General features: G+C 66.6%; 11 protein-coding genes. 9 read left to right on the forward strand and 2 right to left on the reverse strand.

Annotated elements, in window-relative coordinates; all coding sequences use genetic code 11:
* Positions 1 to 34: 34 nt before the first annotated feature.
* Positions 35 to 697, forward strand: coding sequence for a bifunctional nicotinamidase/pyrazinamidase (gene pncA / locus C4K27_RS17395; protein WP_053261447.1), 663 nt, complete (start codon positions 35 to 37; stop codon positions 695 to 697).
* Positions 698 to 762: 65 nt separating this feature from the next.
* Here pncA and C4K27_RS17400 read toward each other — a convergent pair whose 3' ends face one another.
* Positions 763 to 2,064: an ATP-binding protein gene (locus C4K27_RS17400; protein WP_007926529.1), complete on the reverse strand. Its 1,302-nt coding sequence runs from the start codon at positions 2,062 to 2,064 to the stop codon at positions 763 to 765.
* Between the two features lie 4 nt (positions 2,065 to 2,068).
* Complete coding sequence (locus C4K27_RS17405) at positions 2,069 to 2,770, reverse strand: response regulator (RefSeq protein ID WP_009044166.1); 702 nt, start codon at positions 2,768 to 2,770, stop codon at positions 2,069 to 2,071.
* Between the two features lie 216 nt (positions 2,771 to 2,986).
* Between C4K27_RS17405 and C4K27_RS17410 the strand changes: the two genes are divergently transcribed.
* The 8 genes from C4K27_RS17410 (at position 2,987) to C4K27_RS17445 (ending at position 13,116) form a co-directional block, all read left to right on the forward strand.
* The gene (locus C4K27_RS17410) at positions 2,987 to 4,144 is read left to right on the forward strand and encodes an efflux RND transporter periplasmic adaptor subunit (RefSeq protein ID WP_037034818.1); all 1,158 of its coding nucleotides are present in this window, start codon (positions 2,987 to 2,989) and stop codon (positions 4,142 to 4,144) included.
* 12 nt (positions 4,145 to 4,156) lie between these two features.
* On the forward strand, positions 4,157 to 7,285 hold the full coding sequence (locus C4K27_RS17415; protein WP_053261448.1) for a multidrug efflux RND transporter permease subunit: 3,129 nt from the start codon (positions 4,157 to 4,159) through the stop codon (positions 7,283 to 7,285).
* 177 nt (positions 7,286 to 7,462) lie between these two features.
* Positions 7,463 to 8,104: a DUF1345 domain-containing protein gene (locus C4K27_RS17420; RefSeq protein ID WP_053261449.1), complete on the forward strand. Its 642-nt coding sequence runs from the start codon at positions 7,463 to 7,465 to the stop codon at positions 8,102 to 8,104.
* A 75-nt stretch (positions 8,105 to 8,179) separates the two neighbouring features.
* On the forward strand, positions 8,180 to 9,019 hold the full coding sequence (locus tag C4K27_RS17425; protein WP_053261450.1) for an AraC family transcriptional regulator: 840 nt from the start codon (positions 8,180 to 8,182) through the stop codon (positions 9,017 to 9,019).
* Positions 9,020 to 9,071: 52 nt separating this feature from the next.
* Positions 9,072 to 9,695, forward strand: a complete 624-nt coding sequence (locus tag C4K27_RS17430; protein WP_053261451.1) for a LysE family translocator — start codon at positions 9,072 to 9,074, stop codon at positions 9,693 to 9,695.
* Positions 9,696 to 9,827: 132 nt separating this feature from the next.
* A complete protein-coding gene (locus C4K27_RS17435; protein WP_053261452.1) occupies positions 9,828 to 10,772 on the forward strand; it encodes a choline ABC transporter substrate-binding protein in 945 nt (314 codons plus the stop codon).
* A gap of 70 nt (positions 10,773 to 10,842) precedes the next feature.
* The gene (locus C4K27_RS17440; protein ID WP_053261453.1) at positions 10,843 to 11,769 is read left to right on the forward strand and encodes an alpha/beta hydrolase; all 927 of its coding nucleotides are present in this window, start codon (positions 10,843 to 10,845) and stop codon (positions 11,767 to 11,769) included.
* A gap of 318 nt (positions 11,770 to 12,087) precedes the next feature.
* On the forward strand, positions 12,088 to 13,116 hold the full coding sequence (locus tag C4K27_RS17445) for a LacI family DNA-binding transcriptional regulator (RefSeq protein ID WP_053261454.1): 1,029 nt from the start codon (positions 12,088 to 12,090) through the stop codon (positions 13,114 to 13,116).

Genomic DNA, 13,116 nt, shown 5'->3' on the forward strand with positions numbered 1-13,116 from the left:
AATGGACTCATTGCTCAACCCAGGGAGCTTGCACATGCCTACTGCCAAAACCGCCAGCAGCCGCCGCTCACGCAAGGCGCTGCTGGTCATCGACGTACAGAACGACTTCATCCCCGGTGGCGCGCTGGCCGTGCCCGGAGGCGACCAGATCGTGCCCTTGATCAATCGCCTGGGCAGCCACTTCAAGCAGGTGGTGATCGCCCAGGACTGGCACCCGGCCGGGCATATCTCGTTCGCCTCCAGCCACGACGGCCACGCACCGAACGACATCATCCAATTGCCCTATGGTCCGCAGGTGCTGTGGCCGGACCATTGCGTACAGGCCAGCCGTGGCGCCGAACTGCACCCCAAGCTCAACCTGCCCCACGCCCAGTTGATCCTGCGCAAGGGTTGCAATCCGGATATCGACAGTTACTCGGCCTTCGTCGAGGCGGACCGCAGCACCACGACCGGCCTGGCCGGCTACCTGAGCCAGCGCGGCATCGACACGGTGTATCTGGTGGGGCTGGCCCTGGACTACTGCGTGGCCTGGTCGGCGCTGGATGCGCGGGCGGCGGGGTTCAATACCTTCGTGATCGTCGATGCCTGCCGGGCCATCGACATGGACGGCTCGCTGGACAAGGCCACCCGGCAGATGCGCGCGGCGGGGGTGAACCTGATCAAGGCCAGCGAGCTGCAGCCGACCGCATTGTGCTGATGCAACACCTTCCCTAAACGCCGGTGTGCCGGGCATTCCCCATCGCCGGGGGTGCCCGGCGAGGCTCAGGCCGGCATCGGCAGCCACAGGCGGAAACGCGCGCCGCCCAGCGGTGAGGCTTCGACGGTCAGGGTTCCGCCCTGGGCTTCCAGGGCCCGGCGGCTGATGGCCAGGCCGAGGCCGAAGCCGCCGGTGGCGCGATCGCGGCTGCGGTCCAGGCGGTAAAAGGGTTCGAACACCCGCTCGCGCTCGTCGTCGGGAATGCCGATGCCATCGTCGTCGACCCAGATTTCACAGCCGCGCTCGCTGACGTGCACCCCCACCTGGATACGCTTTTCGCAATAGCGCGTGGCGTTGCGCAGCAGGTTCTGGATCGCCCGGGCGGTCAGCCGCGGGTCGAGGCTGAAGCGCTCCAGGCTGCCGTGCAGCAGCACATCGATGACGATGTCCGGGGATTCCAGTTCGTCGTCGACGCTGCCGAGGATGCTGTCGATGAACTCGTCCAGCGACACCTCGACCTGCTCCGGCAACTGCGCCGGGATCTGCAGACGGCTGTAGGACAGCAGCTCGAGCACCAGTTCGTCCAGCTCGCGAATATGCGCCACCAGCCCTTGCAGGCGCTCGCGGCTGGTGGCCGGCAGGTCGTCGGAGAGCGCCAGCGCCAGGCCGAAGTCGAGACGGGTCAAGGGCGTGCGCAGCTCGTGGGACACCGCGTTGAGCAGGTCGCGTTGCTGGTTCAGCAGGTTCTCGATGTCGCCGGCCATGGTGTCGAAGACATTGGCCAGGCTGCCGATATTGGAGCTCGAGGGGATCTGCGTGCGCTCGCTCAAATGGCCCTTGCCGAAACGCTCGGCGGCGTGCTTCAGGCGCTCCAGGTCGCGCCAGTGCGGCCGTAGCCAGAGCAACAGGCAGGCGAGCATGGTCGCGCCGATCAGCACGTTGATGCTCCAGTACAGCAGGCTGACGTCGATCGGGTCCGGCGGCACCACCATCTGCACTGCCATCTGCTCGTCCAGCGGCGCCACCGCGAGGGTGCGCCAGCCCCAGTCGCCGACCCGCACCACGTTCTCGCCGCGTTGCAGGCGTTCGCGCTCGTACAGGGTGAAATCGGCATCGTCGTTGCGGGTCAGGACGATGTGCAGCGGCTGGAATTCCTGGTCCATCTCCGCGGCCAGGGCCGGCCACTGCTCCGAGGGCACACCGCGAAACTGCTTGACGATCAGGGTCTGCAGGCCCCGGGAATAATCCAGGTTGTAAGTGACGAAACGCTCGTGGAAGACCTTCACCACCAGCTCCGGCACCAGGTAGATCGCCGCGCTGAACGAGACGATGGTCACCAGGTACAGGCGAATCAGGATTCTCAGCATCGACTCAGCATTCCCATTCGGAACGACTGAACAGGTAACCCTTGCCCCACACGGTCTTGATCTTGCGCGCCTCGCCGGCATGGTCGTCGAACTTGCGCCGCAGCTTGGAAATCGCCACGTCCACCGAGCGGTCGGTGCCGTTGAACTCGATGCCCCGCAGGCGTTGCAGGATCTGGTCGCGGCTCAGCACCTCGCCGGCATGCCGGGCCAGCACCACCAGCAGGTTGTATTCGCCGCTGGACAGCTCCACCAGTTGGTCGCGCCAGCTCACGGTGCGCTCCGACAGGTCGATGCACAGGTTGCCCATGAGGATCCGGTCGCTGGCGGTCTGCGGCTCGCCGAGGCTGCTGCGGCGCAACAGGGTGCGCACTCGCGCCAGCAGCACCCGCGGCTCGCAAGGCTTTGTCACATAATCGTCGGCGCCCATTTCCAGACCCAGCACCTGATCATGGCTATCATCACGGGCGGTCAGCATCAGGATCGGCAGCGACGCCGAATCGGCCCGCAGCAGGCGGCAGACCTGCAGGCCGTCGAGGCCGGGCAACATCAGGTCGAGAATCACCAGGTCCGGCGGGTTGACCCGCGCCCGTTCGCGCACCTGGTCGCCGCGGCTGATGACATTGACCTGATAGCCGTTGCGCTCCAGGTAACTGGCGATCAGTTCGGAGAGCGCGGAGTCGTCTTCGACCAGAAGGATGTTGGGCATGGGAATTGAAGTCTTTGAGTGAATAAAAACACAGCGACAACGTTCCTTAGAATGTTCCCTGGGAAGCCGTCGCCCGATCAGCGAGGCACAAAGGATATACAACCTCGCGCCCGCCCGAGCATTCGTTTCACACTTTTTCACACAGCACCTACACAGCTTCACAGCGGTCCTGGCGGCATGCCCTTAGCATGCCGCAGTCATCATTGGGGTATCAGCATGTCGAAAAACCTGTTTGCGCCGTTCTGCCTGTTGTTGCTGGCAGCCGCGCTGAGCGCTTGCGACCAGGCCTCCACCGCCGAAGAACAGGCGCCGTTGGCCAAGGTCCGGATCGAAACCGTCGAGACTCGCCCGCTGTCGATCAGCAGCGAACTGAGCGGGCGCATCGCCGCGCCGCGTATCGCCGAGGTGCGCGCACGGGTGGCTGGGGTGGTGCTGCAACGGACCTTCCGCGAAGGCACCGACGTCAAGCAGGGCGACGTGCTGTTTCGCATCGATCCGGCACCGTTCAAGGCCGACCTCGACAGCGCCCTGGCCAGCCTGCGCAAGGCCGAGGCCAACGCTTTCCAGGCCCGCTTGCAGGAGCAGCGCTACGCCCAGTTGATCGCAGACCAAGCCATCAGCGCCCAGGAATACGACAACGCCCGGGCCAACGCGCGCCAGACCGCCGCCGACGTAGCCGCCAACCAGGCCGCCGTGCAGCGCGCCCGGCTGAACCTGGGCTATGCCACCGTCACCGCGCCGATTTCCGGGCGCGTCGGCCGCGCCCTGGTCACCGAAGGCGCACTGGTGGGCCAGAACGAAACCACGCCGCTGGCGCTGATCCAGCAACTGGACCCGATCCACGCCGACCTCACCCAGTCGACCCGCGAGCTCAACGACCTGCGCCGCGCCTTCCGCGCCGGCCAGTTGCAGCAGGTCGGCCAGGACCAGGCCAAGGCCACGCTGATCCAGGACGACGGCAGCCTCTACCCGCTGCCGGGCAAGCTGCTGTTCGCCGACCTCAGCGTCGACCCGAGCACCGGCCAGATCATCCTGCGCAGCGAGTTCCCCAACCCGGACCTCGACCTGCTGCCCGGCAGCTTCATTCGCGTACGCCTGGAGCAGGCGGTGAACCGCCAGGGCATCAGCGTGCCGCAGCGGGCCATCCAGCGCGACAGCGCCGGCATCGCCCAGGTGCTGCTGGTGGATGCCGAGCAGCGGGTGGTGCAGCGTCCGGTGCAACTGGGCGCCGTGCAACAGGACCGCTGGATCGTCAGCGACGGCCTCAAGGCCGGCGACCGTATCGTCGTCGAGGGCCTGCAGCACGCCCGTCCGGGCGAAAAGGTGCAGATCGACGACAGCCCTCTTCCCCTTGCCCAGACCACTGGACAGTAGGTAGGAACCCTCATGCCGCAATTCTTTATCGACCGTCCGGTGTTCGCCTGGGTGGTCGCCCTGTTTATCCTGCTGGCCGGCGCCCTTTCCATCCCGCAGTTGCCAGTGGCGCAGTACCCCAACGTCGCCCCGCCGAGCATCGAGATCTACGCCGTGTACCCGGGCGCCTCGGCGCAGACCGTGGACGAAAGCGTGGTCAGCCTGATCGAGGAAGAACTCAACGGCGCCGACCACCTGCTGTACTTCTCGTCCCAGAGCAGCCTGGGCAGCGCCACCATCACCGCGACCTTCCAGCCGGGCACCAACCCGGAAATGGCCCAGGTCGACGTGCAGAACCGCCTCAAGGTGGTCGAGCCGCGCCTGCCGCAGGCGGTGACCCAACAGGGCCTGCAGGTGGAAAAAGTCTCGGCCGGCTTCCTGCTGCTGATCACCCTCACCTCCAGCGACGGCAAGCTCGACGACACCGCGCTCAGCGACTATCTGGCGCGTAACGTGATGAACGAGATCCGCCGCCTGGACGGGGTCGGCAAGGCCCAGCTGTACGGCGCCGAGCGCGCCATGCGGGTGTGGATCGACCCGCAGAAGCTGATCGGCTTCAACCTGACCCCGGCCGACGTCAACGCGGCGATCGTCGCGCAGAACGCCCAGGTCTCGGCCGGCAGCATCGGCGACCTGCCGAGCCGCTCGAGCCAGGAAATCACCGCCACGGTACTGGTCAAGGGCCAGCTGTCGACCCCGCAAGAGTTCGCCGATATCGTCCTGCGGGCCAATCCGGACGGCTCCACCGTGCGCATAGGCGACGTCGCCCGGGTGGAAGTCGGCAGCCAGGAATACCAGTTCTCCACCCGCCTCAACGGCAAGCCTTCCACTGCGGTCGGCGTGCAGCTGTCGCCGGGGGCCAACGCCCTGAGCACCGCGACCCTGATCCGGGCGAAGATGGACGAGCTGTCGCGCTACTTCCCGGCCGGCGTGGAATACAAGATCCCCTACGACACCTCGCCCTTCGTCAAGGTCTCGATCACCAAGGTGGTCTACACCCTGGGCGAAGCCATGTTGCTGGTGTTCGCGGTGATGTTCCTGTTCCTGCAGAACATCCGCTATACGCTGATCCCGACCCTGGTGGTGCCGGTGGCACTGATGGGCACCTTCGCCACCATGCTGGCGCTGGGTTTCTCGATCAACGTGCTGACCATGTTCGGCATGGTCCTGGCCATCGGCATCCTGGTGGACGACGCCATTGTGGTGGTGGAGAACGTCGAACGGATCATGGCCAGCGAGGGCCTGTCGCCCAGGGAGGCGACGCGCAAGGCGATGCAACAGATCACCGGCGCCATCGTCGGCATCACCCTGGTACTGGTGGCGGTGTTCCTGCCGATGGCCTTCATGCCGGGTTCGGTGGGCGTCATCTACCAGCAGTTCTCGCTGTCGATGGCCACCTCGATCCTGTTCTCGGCCTTCCTCGCCCTGACCCTGACCCCGGCCCTGTGCGCCACCCTGCTCAAGCCGATCGCCAAGGGCGAGCACCATGAAAAAGGCGGCTTCTTCGGCTGGTTCAACCGGCGCTTCGAAAACCTCAGCGACGGCTACCAGCGCTGGGTCGCCTACGCGCTGAAACGCTGCGGCCGCTACCTGCTGGTGTACGGCGTGCTGCTGGTGGGCCTGGGGCTGCTGTTCAGCCGCCTGCCCTCTTCGTTCCTGCCGGTGGAAGACCAGGGCTACACCATCACCGACATCCAGCTGCCACCGGGCGCGAGCAAGAACCGCACGATCCAGGTGGTGGAACAGATCGAGGCGCACAACGCCAGCGAGCCGGGAGTCGGCGACAGCACGGTGATTCTCGGCTTCAGCTTCTCCGGCAGCGGGCAGAACGCCGCGCTGACCTTCACCACCCTCAAGGACTGGTCGCAGCGCGGCAGCGACGACTCGGCGCAATCCATCGCCGACCGGGCCAACGCCGCCTTCAGTGAAATCAAGGACGCGGTGTCCTACGCCGTGTTGCCACCGCCGGTGGACGGCCTGGGCACCTCCAGCGGCTTCGAGTTCCGCCTGCAGGACCGCGGCGGCCTCGGCCATGCCGCGCTGATGCAGGCCCGCACCGACTTGCTGGCCGCCGCGGAAAAGAGCCCGATCCTCGTCAACGTGCGCGAAAGCGCCCTGGCCGAGGCGCCGCAGGTGCACCTGGAAGTCGACCGCAAGCAGGCCAATGCCCTGGGCGTGTCCTTTGCCGACATCGGCAATGTGCTGTCCACCGCGGTCGGTTCCAGCTACATCAACGACTTCCCCAACCAGGGACGGATGCAGCGAGTGGTGGTCCAGGCCGAGGGCGATCGACGCAGCCAGGTGGAAGACCTGCTGAAGATCAACGTGCGCAACAACCTCGGCAAGATGGTGCCGCTGTCGGCCTTTGCCCAGGCGCGCTGGACCCAGGGCCCGACCCAGTTGACCCGCTACAACGGCTACCCGGCCATCAGCATTTCCGGCGAGCCGAGCGCGGGCCACAGCACCGGCGAGGCCATGGCGGAAATCGAGCGCCTGGTCAGCCAGCTGCCCACCGGCCTGGGCCAGGAATGGACCGGCCTGTCGTTGCAGGAACGCCTGTCCGGCAGCCAGGCGCCGCTGTTGCTCGGGCTGTCGTTGCTGATCGTGTTCCTGTGCCTGGCGGCGCTGTACGAGAGCTGGTCGATTCCGACCTCGGTGCTGCTGGTGGTGCCCCTGGGTGTGCTCGGCGCGGTGCTCGCGGTGACCCTGCGCGGCATGCCCAACGACGTGTTCTTCAAGGTCGGGCTGATCACCATCATCGGCCTGTCGGCGAAAAACGCGATCCTGATCATCGAGTTCGCCAAGAGCCTGTACGACGAAGGCCACGACCTGGTGGACGCTACGGTGCAGGCCGCGCGCCTGCGCCTGCGGCCGATCGTCATGACCTCGCTGGCGTTCATCCTCGGCGTGGTGCCCCTGGCCATCGCCAGCGGCGCCAGTTCGGCCAGCCAGCAGGCCATCGGCACCGGGGTGATCGGCGGCATGATCACCGCGACCCTGGCGGTGGTATTCGTGCCGGTGTTCTTCGTGGTGGTGATGAGGCTGGTCAGGCGCAACGGCAAACAAGCGGTGAGCGTCACGGCGCCAGGAGCGGCCGAATAGTCATGCGGCGGCGGGTCTTCAGCGTACCGCGCGATCGTTGAAGGCTTATCAAGTGACCGTTGAGGACTCATCGCGAGCAAGCTTCGCTCCTACGCAAGAGCCATGTAACCGCAGGGGCCCCGCCCCTGCGGCGACGGCATGCTAAGGTTTGCGGCAAATCCGCCACTGCGAGCCGCCATGTCCCTTCTTGTACGTACCCACCCTCGCCTGACCATCGGCGCCCTTATCGGCCTGGCCGCGGGCGTCCTGGTGCCGGCCGACACCCTGATCAGCAAGATTCTCATCGGCTGGAACGCCGGGGTCTGGAGCTACCTGGCGCTGATGTGCTGGCTCACCGCGCGCTCCAAGGCCGACGATGTGAAACGCATTGCCGAGGTCGAGGACGAAAACGCCGGGCTGGTGCTGCTCATGGTCTGCATCGCGGCCATCGCCAGCCTCGCCGCCATCACCCTCTCGCTGTCCGGCAGCAAGGACCTGGAAACCGGCCGGCGCCTGCTGCACTACGCTTTTACCGGCCTCACGGTGATCGGTTCCTGGCTGCTGATCGGGGTGATCTTCAGCGTGCACTACGCCCGCCTCTACTACACCTGGGGCGGCAAGGACCCGGCGCTGCGCTTTCCCGAAGGCCTGACCACCCCCAATTACTGGGACTTCCTGTACTTCTCCTTCACCATCGGCGTGGCGGTGCAGACTTCCGACGTCGGCGTCGCCACCCGCGAGCTGCGCAAGATCGTCCTGGCCCAGTCGCTGATCGGCTTTCTGTTCAACACCGCGATCCTCGGGTTTTCCATCAACATCGCCGCCGGGCTGTTCGGTTGAAGTCGCACAAATCTTCTAGACCCGCCCTGGCCGGCGGGCGCTAACTGTCACGCTCGCCCTTGCCACGGACACGCCATGAACGCGCACAACTGGATCGATCTGGCCCAGGACGCCGATACCGGCATCGAAACCCTGCGCGCCCATTTCACCGGCCATGCCTACGACCCTCACTGGCATGACAGCTACCTGGTGGGCGTGACCGAAGAAGGCGTGCAGCAATTCCACTGCCGGCGCGAGCGTTTTCACAGCACCCCGGGCAAGGTGTTCCTGCTCGAGCCCGGGGAAATCCATGACGGCGATGCCCCCACCGAAAGCGGCTTCACCTACCGCATGCTCTACCTCGACCCGCACTGGCTGGAGCGTGAACTGAGCGCGCTGTTCGAAGAGGCGCCGGCCGACAGCCAGCTGAGTTTCGCCACCACCCTGGCCAGCGACCAACGCCTGGCCCTGGCCACCAGCAATGCCTTCCACAGCCTGCACCACGGCGAGCTGCGCATTGTCCGCCAGAGCGCCGTGGACCAGTTGCTCGACCAGCTCACCGGCCACCTGCACTGGCGCAAGCGCCACCACGCAGACCCGCGCCTGCCCCTGGTGGCGCACAAGGCCCGCGACTACCTGCATGCCCACGCCCAGCAGGACATCAGCCTGGACGAGCTGGGCGCGGTCTGCGGCGTCGACCGCTTCCGCCTGACCCGCGCCTTCAAGGCCGCCTATGGCCTGCCGCCCCACGCCTACCTGGTGCAGTTGCGCCTGGCCAAGGCGCGGCGCCTGCTGGCCCGCGGCGAACAGCCGGCCGAGGTGGCCATGGCCCTGGGGTTCGCCGACCAGAGCCATATGGGCCGCTGGTTCGTCCGCGTCTATGGCCTGACCCCGGCGGCCTACCGCAAGCGCTGCTCAAACCTTCCAGACGCCTGAACCCGCACCGGCGAAGATCGCCTCCCTCGATCTTCACTGGAGCCTGCTCACGATGTTCTCCTTCTTACCTTCCCTGCCCAGCCTGCTGCCCTTTCTGCTGTTCGCCTTCGTGGCCTCGATCACCCCGGGGCCGACCAATATCCTGGTGCTGAGCAACAGCGCCCGCTACGGGTTCAAGGCCGCGCTGCCGATCGTTGTCGGCGCCTGCGTGGCCGCCGCCGGCATTGTCGTGCTGGTGGGCAGCGGCCTCGGCCGCACGCTGATGGAAGTGCCCGGCCTGCCGAGCGCCATGCGCTGGGCCGGGGTGATCTGGTTGAGCTACCTGGCCTGGCAGATCTTCCGTGCCCCGGCCGCGTCCCTCGACCCACAAGCGGACACCCACCACCGGCGCCTGGGCCTGCTCGGCGCCGCCAGCCTGCAACTGGTCAACCCGAAAACCTGGATGATGGCCCTGGCCGTGATCAGTGTGTTCGCCGGCAACGGCAGCGAACGCCAGGACCAGGTGTTGTACCTGTCGCTGGTGTTTTTCCTGGTGTCCTTGCCCTGCCTCGGCACCTGGGCGCTGCTCGGCGCCGGCTCCGCCTGGCTGCTGCGCTCGCCGCGGGCCATGCAGCGTTTCAACCGGGGCATGGCGCTGTTGCTGCTGGCCTCGGCCTGGTTAAGCCTGTGGGCCTGAACTGAGTCGCCCCAGTGCAAGAGCCGGTCGCCTCAGGGCGCTTTCATAGCGGCCAGGGTTACCTACAGTGGTGGGCACGGCGCAACAAGACGCCGCTTCTGACAATAACGACCTGCCGGACGAGACCCTGTGATGAAAACCCTGTTCAAGCCTTGTCTCCCGCTGCTCTGTGGCGCCCTGCTGCTCAGCGCCAATGCCTGGGCCAGTGAGCCCGCCTCCTGCAAGACCGTGCGCATGGGCGTGGTCAACTGGACCGACGTCATCGCCACCAGCGGCATGGCCGACGTGCTGCTGACCGGCCTGGGTTACGACAGCAAACAGACCAGCGCCGTGCAGCAGATCATCTTCGCCGGCATCCGCGACAAGCGCCTGGACATCTTCCTCGGCTACTGGCAACCGGCGATGGACAAGAACATCGCGCCGTTCCTCGAGGCCGGGCAGGTCAAGGTCCTGGACCAACCGAGCCTGGCCGACGCCCAGGCCACCCTCGCCGTGCCGGACTATGTCGCCGCCGCGGGCCTGAAGACCTTCGCCGACATCGCCCGCTTCAAGGAGCCACTGGGCGGCAAGATTTATGGTATCGAGCCCGGCAGCGGCGCCAACACCACCATCAAGACGATGATCGACAGCGACCGCTTCGGCCTCAAGGGCTTCAAGCTGGTGGAGTCCGGCGAGGCCGGCATGCTCGCGGCGGTGCAACGGGCGATCAACCGCAAGGAGTTCGTGGTCTTCGTCGGCTGGACCCCGCACCCGATGAACATCAACATGCGGATCGCCTACCTGACCGGCAGCGAAGACGTCTACGGCCCCAATGAAGGCGCAGCCAAGGTGTCCACCGTCACCGCGCCGGACTACGCCGAGCGCTGCCCCAACGTCCAGCGCCTGCTGCAGAACCTGACCTTCAGCGCGGCCCAGGAAAGCCAGCTGATGGTGCCGATCATGGAACGCAAGACGCCTCAGGACGTGGCTCGGCAATGGCTGCGCGAGCACCCCGAAGACCTGCAACGCTGGCTGGCCGGGGTCAGCAGCTTCGAGGGCAAGGACGGCGTGACGGCGGTGCAGGCCAGCCTGAAATAGTGGCGCCCTGCCGGTCTCATCGCGAGCCAGCTCGCGATGGCCCTCTTCCAGACAACGGACACCTCCAGCCATGCGCCACTACCCGCTCTCCCCCCAACTCGCCGCCTTCGTCGAGCGCACCCTGAGCTTCACCAGCCCCGACAACAGTTTCAAGGGCCTGCGCGACAGCTACAGCCGCATGTGCCGCGCCTTCACCTCGCCCCATCCCGAGGGCCTGCGGGTCAGCGAATTGCAACTGGCCGGGGTGCCCGCGCGCGCCTATTGCCTCGTCCGCCCAATGCCCGCGGACGGCTGGCCTTGCCTGTTGTACCTGCATGGTGGCGGCTGGGTGGTGGGCGACCTGGATTCCCACGACTTCATCACCGCCTACCTGGCGGCGCAGTTGCAGGTGCTGGTGATTGCCGTGGATTACCGCCTGGCGCCCGAGCATCCGTTCCCCGCCGCCTTCGACGATTGCCTGGCGGCCTGGCGCGCCTTGCAGGCCGGCGCCAGCCCCTTTGCCCTGGATGCCCGGCGGCAGCTGGTGATCGGCGACAGCGCCGGCGGCAACCTCGCCGCGGCCTTGTGCCTGGCCCTGCGCGATGCCGGCGAACAGCTGCCCGCCGCCCAGGTGCTGCTGTACCCCGGCCTCGGCGGCGCCGCCGACCTGCCCTCGCGCAGCCAGTGCGCCGATGCGCCGCTGCTCGGCAGCAACGACCTGGACGCCTACCAAGCCCTGTATCTGCCCGGTCCGGAACGGCATTCGCCTTATGCCCGGCCCTTGCTGGCCACGGACTTGCGCGGCCTGCCCGCCGCCTTTATCGCCCTGGCGCAGTTCGACCCGCTGCGCGACGACGGCGAGCTGTATCACCAGCGACTGCTGGCCGCCGACGGCCACAGCCAGCTGTACCCGGGCCTCGGCCTGGTGCATGGCTGCCTGCGCGCCCGAGGCCTGGCGCCGGAGGTGGATGCGCTGTATGGCGCCCTGCTCGATTACCTACGGGCCTGCCTCGAATAGTTTTTCTCCGGGAAACCGCGTGGTCTTTATCGCGGGCAAGCCTCGCTCCTACGAAGAGCCCGTCACGCGCATGACTTCCCCCCGTAGGAGCGAGGCTTGCCCGCGATCACCTGCAACGCAGGTGCCAGACACCTCCTCTGCCGAAGAAGACCGCCCACGATCGACTGCATGACATTTTTTTCATGCCGCTGGCGCTGATCGCGCTTGACGGCGAAAGCGCTTTGCTGTTTCCTGAAACCGGTTTCAGCGATGCGGCAGAACGTCGCACCTGGAGCGGATACACCCCATAACAAGAACGCCAAAGACAGGTCGCCGCCCGTGAACAGTTTTTCCGCCGCCCAGCGCAGCCGCGTCACCATGCTCGATGTCGCCGAACGCGCCGGGGTCTCCAAGGCCAGCGTGTCGCGCTTTATCGGCGAAGACCGCGCCCTGCTCTCCGATGCCATCGCCCTGCGCATCGAACAGGCAATAGCCGAGCTGGGCTACCGCCCGAACCAGATGGCCCGTGGCCTGAAACGCGGGCGCACGCGCCTGATCGGCATGCTGGTGGCCGATATCCGCAACCCCTATTCGATTGCCGTGATGCATGGCGTGGAAACCGCCTGCCGCCAGCACGGCTACAGCCTGGTGGTGTGCAACACCGACCGCGACGACGAGCAGGAGCGCCAGCACCTGGCCAACCTGCGCTCGTACAACATCGAAGGCCTGATCGTGAACACCCTGGGCCATCATCTGGACGAACTGCGCGAACTGCACCGGGAAATGCCCATGGTCCTGGTGGACCGCAAGGTCGAGCAACTGCACAGCGACCTGGTCGGCCTGGACAACCCGCAAGCCGTGCGCAGCGCCATCGAACACCTGCAAGAGCGCGGCTACCGCGACCTGCTGCTGGTCAGCGAACCCCATGACGGCACCAGCTCGCGGATCGAGCGCAGCAACAGTTTCAAGGCGCAGATCGAGCAACGCCCGGGCTTGCAAGGCGCGGCGGTGGAAACCGGCACCGCGCTGAACCAGCAACTGCAACAGTTCCTCGCCGCCCCCGGCCCCGGTCCGAAAGCGCTGTTCTGCGCCAACGGCGTCGCCGCCCTGGCCGCGACCCGGGCCTTGCGCGAGCTGGGCTGCCCGTTGTTCGACGAGATCGGCCTGATCGCCCTCGACGACCTCGACTGGTACCCGCTGGTGGGCAGCGGCATCACCGCCCTCGCCCAACCCACCGAACGCATCGGCGCCAGCGCCTTCGAGTGCCTGCTCAAGCGTTTGCGCGGCGATGTCGAGCCGCTGCGGGTGCTGGATTTCCCGGCCGAGCTGATCGTCCGCGGTTCCACCCGACAGCGAGGATCTCTGTAA

It is taken from the genome of Pseudomonas chlororaphis subsp. chlororaphis (assembly GCF_003945765.1).
Classification (GTDB): domain Bacteria; phylum Pseudomonadota; class Gammaproteobacteria; order Pseudomonadales; family Pseudomonadaceae; genus Aquipseudomonas; species Aquipseudomonas chlororaphis.